At 42.5% G+C, this 19,159-nt stretch carries 18 protein-coding genes; 16 read left to right on the top strand and 2 right to left on the bottom strand.

Annotation, left to right across the window (positions count from 1 at the left end; all coding sequences use genetic code 11):
• Nucleotides 1-313: 313 nt before the first annotated feature.
• Complete coding sequence (locus NE665_RS06925) at nucleotides 314-454, bottom strand: hypothetical protein (RefSeq protein ID WP_178760287.1); 141 nt, start codon at nucleotides 452-454, stop codon at nucleotides 314-316.
• A 292-nt stretch (nucleotides 455-746) separates the two neighbouring features.
• On the opposite strand from NE665_RS06925, the gene NE665_RS06920 reads away from it, so the two are divergent.
• From NE665_RS06920 to NE665_RS06850, 15 genes are all read left to right on the top strand, one after another.
• A complete protein-coding gene (locus tag NE665_RS06920; protein ID WP_117444318.1) occupies nucleotides 747-1,547 on the top strand; it encodes a DeoR/GlpR family DNA-binding transcription regulator in 801 nt (266 codons plus the stop codon).
• A complete protein-coding gene (locus NE665_RS06915; RefSeq protein WP_117444319.1) occupies nucleotides 1,513-2,457 on the top strand; it encodes a class I mannose-6-phosphate isomerase in 945 nt (314 codons plus the stop codon). Before NE665_RS06920 ends, NE665_RS06915 begins: the two co-directional genes overlap by 35 nt.
• Nucleotides 2,458-3,121: 664 nt before the next feature.
• Nucleotides 3,122-3,985, top strand: a complete 864-nt coding sequence (locus tag NE665_RS06910; protein ID WP_117444320.1) for a ketose-bisphosphate aldolase — start codon at nucleotides 3,122-3,124, stop codon at nucleotides 3,983-3,985.
• Between the two features lie 9 nt (nucleotides 3,986-3,994).
• On the top strand, nucleotides 3,995-5,176 hold the full coding sequence (locus tag NE665_RS06905; RefSeq protein ID WP_117444321.1) for an iron-containing alcohol dehydrogenase: 1,182 nt from the start codon (nucleotides 3,995-3,997) through the stop codon (nucleotides 5,174-5,176).
• Complete coding sequence (locus NE665_RS06900) at nucleotides 5,173-5,979, top strand: 1-deoxy-D-xylulose-5-phosphate synthase N-terminal domain-containing protein (RefSeq protein WP_117444322.1); 807 nt, start codon at nucleotides 5,173-5,175, stop codon at nucleotides 5,977-5,979. The genes NE665_RS06905 and NE665_RS06900 overlap by 4 nt, the downstream gene beginning before the upstream one ends.
• Nucleotides 5,976-6,944, top strand: a complete 969-nt coding sequence (locus tag NE665_RS06895; RefSeq protein WP_117444323.1) for a transketolase C-terminal domain-containing protein — start codon at nucleotides 5,976-5,978, stop codon at nucleotides 6,942-6,944. Before NE665_RS06900 ends, NE665_RS06895 begins: the two co-directional genes overlap by 4 nt.
• Before the next feature lie 131 nt (nucleotides 6,945-7,075).
• Entirely contained in the window at nucleotides 7,076-9,793 is a 2,718-nt protein-coding gene (locus NE665_RS06890) for a PRD domain-containing protein (RefSeq protein ID WP_117444324.1), read from the top strand.
• The gene (locus tag NE665_RS06885) at nucleotides 9,794-10,213 is read left to right on the top strand and encodes a PTS fructose transporter subunit IIA (RefSeq protein WP_117444325.1); all 420 of its coding nucleotides are present in this window, start codon (nucleotides 9,794-9,796) and stop codon (nucleotides 10,211-10,213) included.
• Between the two features lie 12 nt (nucleotides 10,214-10,225).
• On the top strand, nucleotides 10,226-10,690 hold the full coding sequence (locus NE665_RS06880; RefSeq protein ID WP_117444326.1) for a PTS sugar transporter subunit IIB: 465 nt from the start codon (nucleotides 10,226-10,228) through the stop codon (nucleotides 10,688-10,690).
• Nucleotides 10,691-10,710: 20 nt separating this feature from the next.
• Nucleotides 10,711-11,475 (top strand): PTS sugar transporter subunit IIC, encoded by a 765-nt coding sequence (locus NE665_RS06875; RefSeq protein ID WP_117444327.1) that lies wholly within the window; start codon nucleotides 10,711-10,713, stop codon nucleotides 11,473-11,475.
• On the top strand, nucleotides 11,459-12,274 hold the full coding sequence (locus tag NE665_RS06870; protein ID WP_117444328.1) for a PTS system mannose/fructose/sorbose family transporter subunit IID: 816 nt from the start codon (nucleotides 11,459-11,461) through the stop codon (nucleotides 12,272-12,274). Before NE665_RS06875 ends, NE665_RS06870 begins: the two co-directional genes overlap by 17 nt.
• Nucleotides 12,275-12,282: 8 nt before the next feature.
• Nucleotides 12,283-12,927 (top strand): RpiB/LacA/LacB family sugar-phosphate isomerase, encoded by a 645-nt coding sequence (locus NE665_RS06865; protein WP_117444329.1) that lies wholly within the window; start codon nucleotides 12,283-12,285, stop codon nucleotides 12,925-12,927.
• 379 nt (nucleotides 12,928-13,306) lie between these two features.
• Complete coding sequence (locus tag NE665_RS06860; RefSeq protein ID WP_117444331.1) at nucleotides 13,307-14,935, top strand: AAA family ATPase; 1,629 nt, start codon at nucleotides 13,307-13,309, stop codon at nucleotides 14,933-14,935.
• A 374-nt stretch (nucleotides 14,936-15,309) separates the two neighbouring features.
• A complete protein-coding gene (locus tag NE665_RS06855) occupies nucleotides 15,310-16,326 on the top strand; it encodes an ROK family protein (protein ID WP_117444332.1) in 1,017 nt (338 codons plus the stop codon).
• On the top strand, nucleotides 16,323-17,207 hold the full coding sequence (locus NE665_RS06850) for a PHP domain-containing protein (protein WP_117444333.1): 885 nt from the start codon (nucleotides 16,323-16,325) through the stop codon (nucleotides 17,205-17,207). The genes NE665_RS06855 and NE665_RS06850 overlap by 4 nt, the downstream gene beginning before the upstream one ends.
• Before the next feature lie 125 nt (nucleotides 17,208-17,332).
• Here NE665_RS06850 and NE665_RS06845 read toward each other — a convergent pair whose 3' ends face one another.
• Entirely contained in the window at nucleotides 17,333-18,250 is a 918-nt protein-coding gene (locus NE665_RS06845; protein ID WP_117444334.1) for a hypothetical protein, read from the bottom strand.
• Between the two features lie 467 nt (nucleotides 18,251-18,717).
• Here NE665_RS06845 and NE665_RS06840 point away from each other — a divergent pair, with 467 nt between their 5' ends.
• Complete coding sequence (locus NE665_RS06840) at nucleotides 18,718-19,158, top strand: PTS glucose transporter subunit IIA (RefSeq protein WP_117444335.1); 441 nt, start codon at nucleotides 18,718-18,720, stop codon at nucleotides 19,156-19,158.
• The last annotated feature ends 1 nt before the right edge of the window (nucleotide 19,159 follow it).

The following is a 19,159-nucleotide window of genomic DNA, read 5'->3' as shown; positions in this document are numbered from 1 at the left end:
TCAATCCCCTTAATTATTATCTTAAGAGTTTGTGATTTCGATATAAATGTAGAGCCGTATACGAGACCCGTACGTACGGTTCAATGGGAGGGGCAATAAATCTTGAATTTATTCCTCTACCCCTATTACAGCTTTCATATAGAAAAACTCATGCATAACAAGATCTTCAGCGAGTAGAGAAGGCGTCATACTGCTCTTTATGAAGGAAACAGGCAAGGATGGTTGATTGCAAATGACAGGAAGGCAGCGTCCGGGAAAGGGATGCTGATCACAATCGCTAGATGGGAAGTATCAGAGAAAGGAAGAAGGATGCCTATGGATTACCCTGCAGCATTAACCGATAGGAAAGTAAGTCCTCCTGATTACAGATGAGCCGTACATGATGCCGCTCGCATTGCTTTTGCAGCTGCTGGGAGACAGGGCCATCATAGATGATGACGGAAAGCTGTGCCATGGATAGCTCCAGATACTGAAAGGTTTTTCCGATTTTCGTATGATCCAGCAGTAAAATCGTATGATCTGCGTTATCATAACATGCCTTCTTGATTTCCTGTATTTGAAATCACAGGCTGCGGTTTCTATTTCTAGATATATGTACTCAGTGGTTGATGGTTGATATTTTCATTTATATGTAAAATCGCAGATTAACACAACTTTTATGGTACAATAAAAGAAAATCGCAAGGAATCGCAATTTGTGTAGATGGTGTAAATTTCGTATACTGTCATTAGGAAGGAGAACAACACGTGAAGCTACCAACCTTTGAGCGGCGTAATGATATCATTAGAACACTGCTGTTACAGGGCTATGTGAAAGCCCAGCTTTTGGCGGAGCAATATCAGGTAAGCATGGAGACAATTCGGAAGGATCTGACATATTTGCAGGACATCGGCATTGCCCGCAAGGAATATGGCGGGGCATCTCTTTCGCAGCAGGATATTGAACAGAGTCTTCCCATCCGTATGGAGCATGGTACCCAAAAGCAGAAAATCGCCCGCTGTGCACTTGGTTTTTTGGAGGATGCCAAAGTCGTTTTTCTGGATGCTGGTACAACGGTGCATGAGCTGGCAAAGCTTCTGAATGATTATCGCCCACTTGATATTGTGACGAACTCACTGCTCGCATGGGATAGTCTGGATGCCGGACGCCACAACGTATTTCTCACTGGTGGAAAAAAACGGGAGAAAAACCGTTCGTTGACCGGCAGCTGGTGTGTACAGGCAATCGAATCGGTTCATGCGGATATCTGCTTTTTAGGGACAAGCGGGATTCTGGACAGAAAAGGCCCAACCACGCACTCCTATCAGGAGCTGGAGGCAAAAAAGGCCATGGTGCGCCAAAGTGAGCGCGTCTATGTACTGGCGGATCATGATAAATTTCAGGAGTCAGGATTTCATACCATGTGCTTATGGGAAGATATTGACGGTATCATCACAGATGGTTCTCTGTCCGCAAAAGCTTTTAAGCAGTATGAGAAAATCGTGCCAATCTGGATGGCACAGGAGGATGAAAATGAAAAAAATCGTCAAAATTCTGCCGTTTTATGAACCACGTATGTGGGGAGGCGGAGAGCGTCTGGAAAAAGAATTCAATTATCATACGGATGTACAGCCACTGGGAGAGGTTTATAATGTAGTCGCATTAAAGGGACATGCGGATTGTGCAGTACCGGAAATGGATATGACGCTTTCTGAATTATACAAGCAGTATCCGGACTGGTTCAACTGTGATACAGAAGAACTGCCGGTGCGCGTCAATATTCTGGATCCTATAGCGGATCTCTCCGTACAACTGCATCCGGATGATGCGTTTGCCAGAGCATATAACGGCGGACGCGGTAAACCGGAGGCCTGGGTTATTCTCGATACCACAGAGGATGGTAAAATCCAGTTTGGCCACAAGGCGAAGACGATAGAAGAATTCAGGGAAAAAACAGAGCAACAGGAATGGGATGGCCTGTTAAAATATCTAAAGGCGGTAAAGGATGCATTCATCGACATTCCGGCAGGAACCCTGCATGCGATCGGTAGCGGCGTATTAACCTATAATATTTCAAGAAATGCAGATTGCACTCTTCGGTTATACGACTATGACCGCATCGATCCCTCCACTGGAAGGAAACGTGAAATTCAGCCAGAGCAGGTATATGAAAATGTAAATATGCCGGACACCTCAACTGAGTTTGTACGGTATCCGGCTTCTTTGGAGCGTGGCATTCATGTGACTAGATACTGGGATGAACCGGGACTGTATACACTTATGCGCCTTCAGGTTGAGAAGGTGGGAAGCTTTTCACATCCGCGTTTTGCATTTTATACCTGTGTAGAGGGGGAAGGAACTATACAGGGGGTACATATCAGAAAAGGTGAGACTCTGCTTGTTCCGGAAGGCTTGGGCATGCTGGAATTTAAAGGGGACATGGATGTCTTTCTGGCATCCTATCGAAATGAAGAGTAGCTTGTGAAATTACAAACGGCTTTGGATGTCATTGCAGAGTATGCATTTGCCTTAGCCACATGGTACAGGATTTTTGAATCAGTCTTCATCATGTAAAAGCTGATGGTAGATTTGGAGCTTTCTGAAAGAAACTTTTGATTGGTATACGAGGACAATTTGATAGAAGCATATAGAAGCTGCAATCTATAGATCCTTGTACCTTCAGCTGTTTAAGTAAGCTAGTTGCTGTTAGTTTTTGTTAACTGCTGGCACATATGTGAGGTAGCGTAATAAGAGGACAGTGTGATTGTAGGTTCTTACTCGATTTTGGGCATAAAAGAAGATTTCAAAATCTATTGTATTCTTCAATAGAAATGAAATCTTTTTTTTACAACTACCCTAACGTAAGAAAGCGCCTGATTGTAATCACAGTGTCTTTTTTATTCCTGCCGCATTTGGGAGCATCAGATATTAAATTATCAGTATTCTAAATTTTTTTCAGTATACTCCCCACTAGCTTAGTCCGAATACGAAGGAATTTCGGATATGTTAAAAAAATCGGAAAGAAGTGGTAAAGCAATGGATTAAGGTAGAAATGTATTGAAATATAAAAAAAATCTTCAACAATTCTGACGCTGCTTTCTATCCTCGTTATGATGGGGTCATCAGAAAGGAGAGATGAAAAATGCTGATGAATATGGAGAGCTTGCTGCAAACAGCGAGAAAGCATCATTTTGCAGTAGGAGCATTTAATGTATGCGACAGTCTTCTGTTTTCAACTGTTATGGAATGCGCAGAAGAGCAACATGCACCGGTGATTGTTGAGCTTGCACCACCTGAATTTTCATATGTGGGAACGGATTTCTTCGCCTATGCCGTACAACGGATGCAAAACAGCAGTGTTCCCTGTGTCCTGCATCTGGACCATGGAAAGACCATACAGGATTGTATACGTGCGATACGCTGCGGCTTTACCTCTGTAATGATTGACGGCTCACTATTAGCGTATGAGGACAATGTAAAACTCACAAAGACAGTTGTTGAGCTTGCACATGGTGTCGATGTGTCAGTAGAAGGGGAAATTGGAACGATTGGCGCGTTATCAGACAGCGTTGAGGGAGGCGTAGAGCAGGTAACGTATACCAGACCGGAGGAGGTTACCGACTTTTTGACCAGAACGAATGCTGATACGCTTGCTGTAGCGATAGGTACTGCACACGGAATCTATCCAAAAGGATTTGTACCGAAGCTTCGTCTGGATATTCTCGAGGCTATTGAAAAATTAAATACACGTCCTCTAGTTTTACACGGAGGCTCTGCAAACCGCGATGAGGAAATTGCAGAAGCATGTCGCCATGGAATCTGCAAGGTCAATATTGCAAGTGATGTTCGTAAAGCATTTTTTCAGGGAACAAAAGAGATGCTTATAGAAACAGATGCTTTTTGGACACCTGATGTATTTGTAACTGGCAAGCGGGAGGCGAAAAGGGTAATCACTCACAAAATGCAGTTGTTTGGGTGTATCGGACAAGCCGATAAATATCGCTAGAGGTATGCTATGGAAAATTTTATTTACAAAAATCCAACAGAAATCATCTTTGGCAGGAATCGTCTGCATGCATTAAAAGATCAACTGTTAACGCGTGGATATCGTTCTGCGTTGGTATTGTACGGGGGATCACACTGGAAGGAAAACGGTACATTAGAGCAAATAACAACGCAGTTGAAGGCCTGTTCCATTTCCTGCTTTGTACAGGGGGGGATACGTCCCAATCCTAAGCTGTCACAGGTCGAGCAAATCGTCAGAAACGTAAAGGATGATATTGTGGATGTGGTTCTGGCGCTTGGTGGCGGGTCTGTTATAGATACAGCAAAGGCAGTAGCGGTATGCTTGGCAGCACCATCTGTAAGACTTCAGGATATCCTGTTAGGAGATGAGAAAATAAAGCGGGCGCTTGATGTAGGCGTAATATCAACAATTGCCGGTTCCGGTAGTGAGTCCAGCTGTTCTATGGTGATTACCATTGATGATGGGAATTTGAAAAGAGCCTGTGATGATGAACATCTCTATCCCGTATTTGCCATTTTGGATCCTACACTGACATTCACATTGCCATATTATCAAATGGTAAGCGGAGCCTGCGATATCCTCATGCATGCAATGGAGCGTTATTTCTCTCCTACTGAGAACACAGAATTGATCGACAGCATGTGTGAAGGTCTTATGCGTGTAGTAATATCCAGTATCGAAAAAAGCATAAAAAATCCAGAGAATTATGAGGCAAGAGCCAATCTGATGTGGGCGGGCTCTTTATGCCATAACGGTTTGCTGGGGACAGGCAGAAAAGAAGATTGGGCCTGCCATCGTATGGAGCATGAGCTCAGCGGATTATTTAATGTTGTCCATGGAGCAGGCTTGTGTGCCTTATGGGGGAGCTGGGCTGCCTATGTCCGGCCATATCATCCAAAACGATTTGCTTCCTTTGCCCGTCAAGTCATGGGAATAGAAGAAGTAAATGATGATCGCTGTGGGCTGCTTGGTATCCAGGCGCTTGTATCCTTTTTCAAAAGAGTGGGAATGCCTGTCCGTATAACAGATTTGAACGTGTGTATCGATGAAGCAATCATACAGACCATGGCACAGAACTGTCTTCTTCGCTCTGACAGTATTGGACAACTGAAGAAGCTGTCATTACAGGATATTAAAGCGATTTACAGAAAGGCGGGAAAGGTTGAATGAATACGTATGAGTTAAAAGCTTTTGCGAACAAAATACGAAGGGTAACCTGCGATATGGTTCTTCATCGGGGTGATGGTCATATCGGTGGTGCCCTTTCCATGAGTGATGCATTGGCGGTTCTGTTTGGAAATTACATGAAGGAAGAGGACTGGTTTGTTTTATCCAAGGGACATGCGGGACCTGCTTATTATGCGGTACTGATGCTGACAGGCAGACTGGATCAAAAGCATGTTCACACCTTGAATGAAAACGGTACCTTGCTTCCTTCTCATCCGGATCGCATGAAAACACCCGGTGTTCAGGTAACAACCGGCTCCCTTGGACAGGGAATCTCTCAGGCAGCAGGAATTGCTTATGCGTTAAAGACAATGAAGAGAGAAGGGTATGTGTTTTGTATGGTAGGGGATGGCGAATGCAATGAGGGTGAGGTGTTTGAAGCGTTGCAATTCATCGCTAATAAACGATTAAACAACTGTATTGTTATGGTTGATTGTAATAAGAAGCAGGTAGATGGCTTACTACGTAAGGTCAGCTGTGATTTTGATTTTCCTGCATTGTTTCAAAGTATCGGTTTCCATGTGTGTGAAGTAGATGGAAACGCAGTGGAGGCGGTTGATCGGGAGATATCTAACTGCATAAAAAGAAAGGAACAGGCTAGCGCACTCTTATTAAACACGGTCAAGGGTGCCGGTATTCCTTATTTTGAACAGCAGGAGAATCCACACCATGTGACATTTAATGAAGCAGATAAGCAGGCGCTTCAGGATTATATCAATCTTACAGGAAAGGAGCTGAACACATGAGCTGGAAGCTGGCAGAGGATCATGAAATCAGTGAAGTTAGAAAAGTATATGGGCAAACATTGGAACAGATGATCTTGGATGGCAGGCCGGTTATGGTTTGTGATGCGGATCTCGCAGGGTCTTCGGGCGCCGGATATCTGTATGATAAGTATCCAAAGCATACCGTTAATTTCGGCATCTGTGAAGCAAATATGGTAGCAGCTGCTGCAGCGATGTCACGCATCGGTATACGCCCCTTTGTCCATTCCTTTGCGCCCTTTGTATCCAGACGAGTTGCGGATCAGGTATGTATCTCTGCCGCATTTGCCAAGCAGGATCTTCATATTTATGCATCAGATCCTGGTTACTGGTCGTTGTATAATGGGGCAACACATACCACCTTTGAGGACATTGCTATTATGCGTGCAATTCCGTCAGTTCATGTTGTAGCGCCGGCAGACAGTGTTGCATTCTCCTGGGTTCTAAAATGGTATGAGCAGCATGGCGGGATTGTTTATAACCGCTGTACAAGAAAACCAGTACCGTCGATTTATGCAAAGGGCTCTTCCTTTACCTTCGGAAAGGCTAACATCTTAAAAACAGGTACAGATGTTGCACTTATCGCCATTGGCGCCGGTGTCTATGATGCATTAGAAAGTGCAAAGCAGTTGGAGGAAAAAGGAATATCAACAAGTGTGATTGACCTGTTCTTCATAAAGCCGGTAGATGAGACAGTTCTTCAAAATGTGATACAGACGCATAAGGTTATTGTCACAATCGAGAACCATAGCCGGTATGGAGGTATTGGGGAGCTGGTAGCAGATATTATGGCACAGCAGAAAACATCTGCACTGCTTCGGCATATTTCTGTTGATGATCAATTTGGTGAAGTAGGTACGAGAGAATATCTGAAGGAGAAATTTCACCTGACCAGTGCGGATATCGTAAACAAGGCTTTGGATGGTTTGGAAAAATATGGCAGATGAGAAGTGAAAAAAAGTGTTTGCATAAAGAAAAGATCAGGCTTTAGTGTTTAAATTTTCAACAATGTTGTGCACTGCTTTTATCTCTCTTATAATCTAGATAACAGTATCAGATATTGAAGGGAGTAATGCAAATGACAATCAGCACAAAAAATGAAATTCTGGATCATCTTCTTTCAAAGAAAGTGGAGCCGGATTTAAGGAATATCGAGGAATTTTCTGCTCATATTTTAAGCAGTGAGCTTCATATCAGCCGATCTCTGGCAAGTCAGTATCTCAATGGCTTCGTAAAGGAAGGTCTTCTCGTAAAAATCGCTACACGACCTGTGTATTTCCTTTCCAGAAAAAACATTGAGGAACAATTTCAGGTGCAACTCAAAGAGAGTATGTTTTACAGCGTTGAGGATTTTCTGGATACGTTGTCTAAAAAAACATGTATTAAGCGCAATTTTATGAAAATGATCGGGTATGACACTTCTCTTCATACTGTGATTGATCAGCTGAAATCCGCATTAAAGTATCCTCCAAATGGTCTTCCTGTGATTCTGTATGGAGAAAAAGGCAGTGGAAAGTCGCTTATGTGTCAAAAGATGTTTGAATATGGACAGGATGCAGGGATTATTCCCGAACAGGCACTGCTGCAGAAATATAAGGTCCTTGAACAGGAGATGCAACTGGCAGAACAGCTGTTGGGAACAGAAGGCAAAAAAGGGTTACTGGAGCAATGCGAAGGTGGTATTCTCTATCTTACACAGGCACAGAATCTGAGCAAGCATGATCAGCAGCTCCTCATGCGTATTTTGGAGGATGGAGGCTTTATCCGTGGGGGAATACGAATCACGCTTCGTACAAGAATCATCCTTTCACTGGATGAGGATTATCAGAAGTATCTGGATTATGACCTGATTCAATGCTTCCCGATCATCTGTCGGATGCCGAATCTGGATGAGCGCTATCAGGATGATAAGGAAGAACTGATCATACATTTCTTTAAGCTACAGTCATGGAAGCTGGGAAGATATCTGTTTGTCAGCAAAAACCTGATTCATATACTTCTGACTAGAACCTATAAACGCAATATAGATGAATTAAAACGTACGGTGGAAGATGTATGTGCACGTGCAAACAGTGAGGAAGAAACCACTGAGCAGCTGTATATTCGCATGTATCAGCTCCCGGATTCCATTTTAATGGATTTAGGTGAACAGGATTATATGGAGGAACAGGTGGAGTATGTGGATATTTCCTCCTATAAACGAAATGAAGAATCAAGAAAGCTGCTGGAGCTGTTTGAAACTATATTAAATCGTGTTCCAAAGGATGAATCGACTTCAATGCTATCGTATGTCAAGGAGCTGAATGGTGTATTGACACAATACTGCAGTGCAATCGCATATAACGAGAAATATACAAATCAGCAGATTCTTGCACTAGAGCATACGATTCGTAATATTTTGAACCGCGTTCTTACAACATACAACGTTTCAATTCCATATCATTGCAGCCCGTTGTTTGCGGCTTGTATTTATGGCAGGCAGTCCCATAACAGGATACTTGAGGAATGGAAACAGGAGCATGCCTATGATATCAGCAAATGTCTGAGTCTATTGGAAAAGCAGTATCCTCAGGGCTATCTGATCAGTGAGAAGCTGAGCTATGCACTGCTTGCAAATCTGGAGTTAGGGTTTGATGATATGGAAAAAGTTATACTCATGATTCATCTTGGCTTTTACCATGAGCATGCCCATCAGAATAAATACCTGTCCATTATTATCGCACATGGCTATTCCACTGCCAGCAGCATGGCCGAGGCCATAAATTCTCTGCTGGGTAGCTATCTGTTTGAAGCCTTTGATATGCCTTTGGATACCTCTATGCCGGATATTGCGGATCGCCTGAAACGCTATATCGATCGTTATACGATAAAAAATGATATCCTTTTGCTTGTGGACATGGGATCACTGGAGCATATTGATGAACAGCTGACTATGATAGACAATAAGAACATCGGCATCATCAACAATGTATCAACAAGACTTGCTCTGGATATCGGAGAATCCATATTGCAGGGAGCTGATATGGAGTCGTTATTAAGGAAAGCGGCAGAGCATTCTACAAGTACCTATACACTTGTAGAAAACAAGCAGAAAAAAGACTTGATAATTTTCATATCGGACAATGGAATCAAAATGGCGAATCGTATGCGGGAATTATTTGCGGATTCATTGCCGAAGGCGATTGATATTGAAATGCTTTCTATCGATTTATTGGATTTTAGAAATGATGATTATATGAATGAAATTGCAAAGGAATATAATATTCTATTTGTATCCGGTATCTGTTCCAGCATTGATTGTCCGAAGCAGTTTATATCACTGGAGGATTTGATTACCTCTAATCAGCTGGATTATCTGAGAACCTTGCTCAATAAGTATCTGACGATAGAGGATATAGATACATTTACGAGAAATCTAATCCATAATTTTTCACTTGGCAATGCATTGGATACCTTATCAATTCTGGATGCAAAAAAGCTGCTGGAGTTTGTAGAGGGTGCTGTCAATCAAATGCAGCTGCAGCTGGACCGCCGCTTCTATGGAAATACGCTAGCCGGATTGTATATTCATCTATGCTGTATGATTGAACGTCTGGTAACAAAGGAACCGATTACCAATCACGAGGGTTTACAGCAATTTGAGAAAGAAAACAGAAAGTTCATAGAGATAGTAAGAAGAAGCTTCACAAAGGTATGCAGCCATTATGGCGTAGAGCTATCTATGAGCGAAATATCCTATTTATATGATTATATTAAGGAAGACAAGCTGCATGGAACGCAAGAGGGGGATTTCTAAATGAAAACAAAAATTATTATCGCAAGTCATGGAAGATTTGCAGAAGGTATTATGGATAGTCTTAAAATGATTGCGGGAGAGCAGGACCATGTAGAACCGCTTTGTGCTTATATTGATCGTAGCGTTGACTATAGCGCACGCATACAGCAGCTGGTAGCTGATCATGATTATGAAAAGCAGCCGCTTCTGGTTATCACAGATTTGCTGGGAGGCAGTGTGAATAACGAATTCATGCGTTTTACAGAGGCATATCCGTTTTATCTGGTCTCCGGATTAAATCTCAGTCTGCTGCTGGAATTAGCACTGTATCCGGATGAATTAAAATCAGATACGATTCAGAAAATCGTAGAGCATAACAGTGATTATATAGTATTCTGCAGTGGAGATACTTTACACCTGCAGGAAGAAAACGATTTTTAGGAGGATGAACATATGATAAAAATGCTTCGTGTTGATCACAGACTTCTGCATGGACAGGTAGCCTTTTCCTGGACCGGGTATCTCGGGGTCAACTGCATATTGATCGCGAATGATGATTGTGTAACCAATGATCTGCGCAGAACAACGCTTCGCCTTGCCAAGCCATCCAGCTGTAAGCTGATTGTAAAAGGCATCGAGGAATCCATTGCGGCATTAAACAGCGGGAAAGCAGATAAATACAATCTGTTTATTGTTGTGGATAATGTAGCGGATGCCTATCGTCTTGCCAGTGAGGTGGACCGCATCCATAACGTCAACATTGGAGGTCTGAAAGCAGGAGAGCATACACATCCGCATCCCTCCAATCATAATATCAATTTTACAGATGAAGAGGAAATGATGCTTCGGGAGCTGATCGATAAGAATATTGATGTAGAGCTTCGTATGGTTCCCAGCGATCCCGTTAAGCGACTTTAAATGAAAGAGAGGAATAAAGTATGATACAAGCAGCATTGATAGCACTGATAGCTTTTCTTGCCTATATGGGAGATGCTCTTGGATATTCACAATATGACCGTCCGCTTTGTACCGGCGTACTGGTTGGTATCGCATTGAATGATGTGCAGCAGGGACTGATGGTGGGGGCCAGTCTGGAACTGGTCTACATGGGGACATTGACAATCGGAGGAGCATTTCCACCCGATATTTACACCGGTGGAATCCTGGGTACGGCATTTGCAATAACCACAGGCTCCGGTATCGAGGGGGCAGTTGCACTTTCCCTTCCGATTGCAACCTTCGCCTTGCTGATAAAACAGGTTATTTATACGTTTGTAAGAGGATTCTTTGTACACCGTGCAGACCGCTATGCATTACAGGGGAATGACTCCAAGGTAGCTGCCATGCATGTATGGTCAACTTTGGCATACTGTGTGCCGATGGCAATTGTAGTCGGAATTTGTTTCTATGTCGGAGGTCCTGCAGTTCAGGCAGTGCTTGATCAGATACCGGCATTCATTATGAAGGGATTGTCAGCTGCAAGTGGTATGCTGCCTGCCCTTGGCTTTGCCATGCTAGTGAAAATGATTATCAGTAAGGAGCTGGCTCCATATTTCTTTATCGGCTTTCTGATTGCCAGCTATCTGCAGATTCCTGTGCTTGGAATTGCATGTATCGCGATTTTGATTGCTCTGCTGGTTATTATGAATGATCGTAAGAAAAACAATATGGAGATGGGAGGTATGGATGATAATGAATTCTAATTCTATAGAGAAGAAGCTGACAAAAAAAGATTTAAAGCAGGTGTTTGTTCGTTCTATCGCGTATAATTCATCATTTAATTATGAAAGACAGTTAAATCTGGGATGGGCATTTTCTCTTATGCCGGTATTGCGCAAGCTTTATAAGGATGATGAGGAACAAATGAAAGCAGCATTGGCTCGTCATCTGGAATTTAACAATATCACCCCATTTATCTGTACGGTGCTATTTGGGATAACTGCGGCGATGGAAGAACAGAATGCGAATGATAGGGATTTTGATACCGAATCCATCAATGCTGTTAAGGTAGGACTAATGGGGCCGCTTTCGGCAATCGGTGATTCAATCTTTCTTGGAACACTGCGTGTGATCGCCGCAAGCCTGGGCTGCTCGCTGGCATTGAAGGGGAATATTCTGGGACCAATCATCTATCTGCTTATCTTCAATATTCCGAATTTTGCATCCCGTTATTTCCTGATGTTCAAGGGGTATGAGCTGGGTACCAGCTTTCTGAATAAGGTAGAGGAATCCGGCATCATGGATAAAATTTTCAAGGGAGCCGGTATTCTGGGATTGATGGTTATCGGTGGAATGGTCGCAACCAATGTCAGTGTTCCCCTGACGGTAGCCTACGACGATGTGAAAGTTCTGGACACCATTAACGGCGTTATGCCTAATCTTCTACCACTATGCTTTACCGGACTGATCTTCTATTTCCTGAAAAAGGATATTAAGGTAACCTATATTCTGGCTGGTATCATCCTGTTTGGTATCCTTGGTGCTGCCATTTCGATGTTTTAGGAGGTTATATGAAAATAGCGTTGATAAACGAAGATTCACAGGCAGATAAGAATGCCATGATATTTGATATTCTGAAGCAGGAAGCAGAGAAAAAAGGACATACGGTATTCAATTACGGTATGTATACGGAGCAGGATACTCATCAGATCAATTTTACGCAGATAGGGATTCTTGCAGCGGTTCTATTGCACAGTCACGCTGTAGACTTTGTCGTGACAGGCTGTGGAACAGGGCAAGGAGCTATGATTTCCTGTAATGCGTTCGCTGATGTTGTTTGCGGCTATGTCAATACACCACTGGATGCGTATTTGTTTACTCAGGTGAATGCCGGAAATGCGGTATCTCTGCCATTTTCCCAGTATTTTGGATGGGGCGCGGAAATCAATCTGCAGTATGTGTTTGAAAAATTGTTTGCACAGGAATTCGGCAGCGGCTATCCGCAATGCTATGCAGAAGGTGAAAAACGTAGCAGAGCACGTATGATGAAGGAAACAAAGCTGCCTGCCCAGTATGCATTGCTGGAAGCATTGCAGAGAACAGATCAGGAATTGCTGAAACAGCTTCTTGATTATCCACAATTTCAGGAGCAGTTTTTCAGAAATGCAAAGGATACACCTGTTACACAATTCATAAAAAGCCTGTTACATCCATAGGTTTAAATGATAAACATATAATATAAAATGCCATACAAATTCAGGACAGAAAATTGTAGCTGATAATAATGAAAATGCTAAGGAAAAGCAGCCATTTATAAGGGAGGTTCTTTCTTGCTTTAGGGTGTTTGTAAAAGGGAGACTTCAACTTCTATTGATAACTACAATAGTATTGAAGTCTCCCTATTTCAAGTTTACCTGCAATCGAGAAAGAACCATAAGGGAACCGGCTACAGCTTGCATGGATTTGCATAGGGAACAAAGAACAACCTATCACGATAAATGTTGCATTGCGAAATCAGTATTCTATATTTCTTCATTCGCAGGTTTCTATAAACTTAGAAATGCGATATAATAAGAAGAGAAAGTGAGTGATATCATGAAAAAAGGAATTCCGTTAGGAATCAAGAATTACAGAGAATTGAAAGAAAAAAATTATTATGTAGTTGATAAAAGTCTTCTAATTCAGGAATTTCTTGAGCGGATGGCAAAAGCCACGTTGGTTACACGGCCCCGCAGATTCGGTAAAACACTCAATATGAGTATGCTTGCAGAATTCTTCGATATCACAAAGAATTCAAAAGTAATTTTTGCAGATACTGCCATTATGAAAACAAAGTACGCAGAACATATGAACAGCTACCCGACAATATTTCTTTCATTTGCAGATGCAAAGGATAGTAAAAAACGGATTGTTGCATGCGTGAAAGAACAACTGCTTAAGGTGTATGATCAATACTCCTTTACATTGGAAAATTTGAGTATCTTTGAAAAGCCCCAATTTGATTCTATTTTGAAGGGACTGTCAAATTTGGATGATGGAAATCTGGAGACCGTTGATCGCGCCATCAGTTTTCTTATGACAAGGTGTCATCAATACTATGGAAAACGGGTCATGCTTTTTATAGACGAATATGACACACCTTTTATAGAAGCTCATACCGGAGGTTTTTATGAAGATGTACGCGGGGCGTTTGCTGCTTTGCTTCATACCTCACTGAAATCCAGCGATGATTTGGAATATGCCATGATTACCGGGATACAGCGTGTTGCGAAGGAGAACATTTTTAGTGATTTGAATAATATATTTGTATGCACAGTGAAGGATGCTGATTATGCAAGCTATTTTGGATTTACAGAGAATGAAGTTAAGAAGATGCTTGTTGATAACGGGATGGAGTATACAGCTGATGTAAAGGAAATGTATGATGGATATAACATTGGAGGCATCGACGTCTATAATCCATGGTCAATTGTGAACTATGTATGCAAGAAGGTATTGGCTCCTTACTGGATCAATACCAGTTCCAATACAATGATTAAAGAAGCAATGCAAAGCTGTGAACAGGATTTTAAGGATGATTATGAGAAACTTATCAAAACCGGTACAGTAGAAACATTGGTGAATTTTGAAACTTCCTTTTATGAATTGAAAAATACATCCAGCTTGTGGGGACTCTTTGTCAATGCGGGATACTTAACTGTACATAAGACTTTGGATGTACTTGAGGACATGTACTCCTTACGGATTCCTAATAATGAGGTCGCAAGAGAATTTCAATCACTGACGGTGTTTTTTCTGAATGTGGATGAAACCACGGTGGCAAAAATGTTTCAGGCACTAAAAACACAGAACTGGGATGAATTTTTGAAGAATTATCAGAAAATGCTGCTGGAGTCTGTCAGCTATTATGATTTAAGAAATGAAAATTCATACCACTCACTGCTTTTAGGTATGTGTATGTGGCTGCGAAACGATTATGAAATCGTCAGTAACAGGGAAAGCGGAGAAGGACGTTTTGATATTTTGCTCAACAGTAAAAACAATGCTCTGCCATCTATGCTGTTTGAATTGAAATACACGAAGGATGAGAATGTGAATCTGGAAGCATTAGCTGAAGCGGGTATGGAACAGATGAAAAAGAAAAAATATGGTATCGGTTTGGAGAACTGTGTTTATATCGCCTTGGCACATTGTGGAAAACGTGTTTCCATGAGCAGAGAATAAGATAATGAAAAGAAGTTTCGAGACGATTGTGTTTATGAAATAATCACAATCCACAAAGAAACTTCTTTTTATCTGTAGAGCTAAACGAGTGCCGCGGGTTTAAACTATTGTACAGATACCATAGGACAGGCGATACCTGCTTCAGCAGTTTCATAGTCTGCGGATTTCATCTTTTCACTTCGCATATTTTATCATGCTTTTGCATCAGACACTAATTTATATCAAATACAAAGAGCTTTTGTATTTTCAATAATGAATCTTCATATTCAAATTAAATTCCGTATATTTATACGGCACGTAGTTGACATTTTATGCAGCTTCCTGTACGATATAGATAACTTAATAAAGAATCTTTAAAAAGAGGCGGTGATCTATTGGCTTGGAATCCCATACAGATGAAACAGGAGAATCTATCTGTTTTACGAAACGTATTTCTCAAGCAGCGCAGTGCGACAAAACCGCAGCTGGCAAAGCTGAGTGGTTTAAGCGTTGTGACTGTCAATTCTTTAATCCATGAGCTTTTGGAAACCGGCGAAGTAATACAAAAGCAGATGCTTCCATCCGGTGGAGGACGACCCGCCCTGCAGTATCAGTACAACGCCCGCTATAAAATGGCCTTAACAGCGTATATGTATGTTCAGGAGGGAAGAGAGCGGTTATTTCTGGAGGTTCAGGACTTATTTCAAAATATGGTAGCATCCGATGCTTATGAGTTAGCAGACATGAATATCAATTTGCTGGAGGATGCCATTTCAAGGTGGATGAAACAGTATCCGACAATTTCGGTTATGGTCTTCGGTATTCCCGGTACGGAGCATCAGGGGAAGCTGAAGGTTATGGATTATGCAATCCTCCAATCACAGGAGCTATTCGCAAAACTACGCAGCACCTATCAGGTGCCTGTGCTTATAGAAAACGATATCAATGCGGCTTTATTCGGCTACTGTCAGCGACAGCATATACGTCAGGAATGTACGGCGGGTCTGTATTTTCCAAAAAAGTATCCACCGGGTTCGGCACTCTATATCCGCGGGGATATTTATCGCGGCGCGAACCACATGGTAGGCGAGCTTGATCAGCTGCCACTGGGCGTTAATTGGCGGGAACAGAATATCAGTGATGAGCAGCAGCTGCATAACATGGATTTGCTTATACAAAGCATCGCCTGTATGTACGATCCGCAAGCGCTTCTGATTTATTGTGACGCAATGGATGAGGCATTGCTAAAAAGGCTCATTACTATCGTAAAGACGGAGTGGAAGGTGCTGACGCCTCCAACGATGATCTTACGTAGCAGTATTCACGAGGATTTCTCACTGGGCGTCAGAGAAATAGCTGCGAGAGAGCTTTTTGATCAGATAATACGGAAAGAAAGAGGTACTTCATTATGAAAAAACTTGATTTGCATATGCATTCCAAATATAGCGACGACGGGCAGTATGAACCGACAGAATTATTGAAAATGTGCAAAGCTGCCGGTCTGGATATGATGGCCATTGCCGATCATAACAGTGTGAGAGGAAGTCGGATTGCACTTCGCCACCAGCAGGAATATGGTATCACCTGTATCCCTGCTATTGAAATAGATGCCGTATCACAGGGCGTCGGCTATCATATTTTAGGATACGGAATTGATGTTCATAATCCTGTATTTGATGAAATTGAGGAGCATGTGGCTTCTCAGGAACGTGAAGCAAGCAAGCGACGCCGTAAGCTTGTGCGGGAATTGGGTATCTCCTTTGATGAAAAGCGTATTCAGGAATTAAGCCCCGGCGGTATCACTACGGGAGAGGCAATCGGTGAGGCTGCTATGGAGTATGATGTGGAAAAGAAAAACCCGCTTCTGCAGCCATATTATCCGGGGGGAGAGCGCAGTGATAATCCTTTTGTGAATTTCTATTGGGATCTATGCGCACCGGGGAAACCGGCCTATGTGGAAATCGTCTATCCAAGCGTCCATGCTGTTGTCGAACTGCTCCACCAGCAAAAAGCATTGGCAATCGTTGCACATCCGGGTATGAATGCCGCAGAGCAGCTGGATCGCATCCAGGATTTACTGAAGCTTGGAATTGACGGATTTGAGGTATTCAGCTCCTATCATAGTGAACAGCAGACGCAATTCTATTATGATCTGGCAAAGAGCAATGGGCTGTATATGACCTGCGGAAGTGACTTCCATGGGAAGACAAAGCCTGCCGTACACATCGGTATGTGCAGCATGGAGGAAGAAGAAAACAAACGTTTGGTGCGCAGGTTGGAAGCATTTGCGTGAATATGGAAGGGCTGTGGTAACCGGCAATAACCGCAGCTTTTTTTATAGGAATACCGCCGCTTCCACCTTGCTTTCTATCCTATACACAGAAGAAATACAGGCATGGATTGTAAATTTTCCAATCATCAGCAGGCAATGCCTGCACGTTCCAGTCCTCCCTGTGTAAAATGCCAGCTTTTGATTAGTTTGCCTCTACATAAAAGAGTCAAAAAGGCCTCTCCCTGCAAGGTTTCCTGAATCCTTCCCTGCATGGCTCCCTGTTTTGGAGAAGCAAGGGTGCTTCCCTTTTCACCAGACAAGCGTATACGCAACTCGAGAGGATATTGCTTCAGCACGATTTGCTGGCTTTTCCTGTCCTCTATGACTCGACACCCCAGATAGGTCGCAAAGCATAGCTGTTTTCCGTGAATCATCAAGACGCAGATACAGCCCTGAAAGGAGCCGGTAAGAAATGGAATATGTGCAAGAGAAAAGAAAAAGCAGGATGCTGGATCCTCACAGTTGTTTGACTGAAACCAGACATAGGAGGAGGGAAACGAGGTGCCGCGGTCTTTCTCCATATACCCACTGCCATGAATTGCAATGCAGGTCTTCCCTAGCCAAAGTGTTCCGCTGACAGTGTGGTGCAAGGAGATGATAGAATGCACGCACTCCATCGGCATATAAGAGAATGGACCCATAATCGTCGGCGCATACCGGGAGGTGTGCAACGGTGTTAAGGAGCTGTGCAGCAGGTTTGCCTGCAGATTCGGCAGTCGTAGCGTTATGGAAGTCATCGTCAGACGGTTTCCTCTGATTTTGAGAAGAAACGGATGCTTTTGTATCGCTACAGCCTTCCATGGATATTCCACATAGCGGCTCTTGTTGGTATGTGTGTCAAGAAACTGAATGAATGCACTTTTTTTATCGCGGCTGATTTGCAGTCCGAAGATTATTGCAAAGCTGATGTCTTTCGTATGCACACGAACATACCAGCCCTCAAACCAGGGCTTGTCTACGTTTGGCATATGCAGTGCGAATTCCTGTTCCAGTGATGATATCATAAGCAGCCTCCTATTTGTATGTCGGATGGAATAGTGTATGTGAGAAGTATGCATCCTATACCATACAGCATAACTTTGCGATAAAAATGTGGTCTGCATACAGTGATGATTTATCTGCATATGCGTTTAAATGGATGAAAACGGGAGATGGGAGCATATGGTATGATAAATTCCAAGCATAAAAAAATGTGAAAAATATACAGATATATGGTATTGACAACGCTTTCAACAGGATGCTATACTGTAGGTGCGGATAAAGAAATGACTGGATTGTAATTCTTAACTAGATTTTAGGAAGCAAGACCTATCAGTAAATCCAATTTTTGGTATGATAACGTCTTGCTTTTTTGTGTTATCTTATAAAAGTGCAAGAGAAGCTGGATGAGCGAAAAGAAAAAGGGTTGACTTAAAAAGCTTCATTCGCAAAGAGAAACAGAAATTTGGATAATAAACAGGAGGGAAAGAAAATGGAAGTATTATGTAGTCCGGTGAACGGCAGAGCTACCAGGCTGGAGAATGTACACGATGAGATGTTCTCGGAAAAAATGCTGGGAGACGGTATCGCGGTGATACCGGATGAGAATGAATTGATGAGTCCGGTAGCGGGAACGGTAACCATGATTTATGAAACACAGCATGCGATCGGCATTCAGACGGATTTGGGAACCGATATCCTGATCCATATCGGTATCGATACCGTACAGCTGCATGGAGTACCGTTTCAGACGAAAGCAAAGGTTGGAGATCATGTTCAGCAGGGAGATTTGCTCACCATCGTAGACTGGAATCTGATAAGAAATAAAAACATGGATGTTATTGTACCGATAATTGTAACAAATAAAAGGGTTGAACAAATGAAAACAAATGGGGAAATCAAAGTGGGGGAGCCTTTGTTTGAGATAGTGTAAG

Source organism: Clostridium sp. DFI.1.208 (assembly GCF_024463855.1).
Lineage (GTDB): Bacteria > Bacillota_I > Bacilli_A > Erysipelotrichales > Erysipelotrichaceae > Clostridium_AQ.
This window is presented reverse-complemented; position numbering and strand designations above follow the sequence as displayed.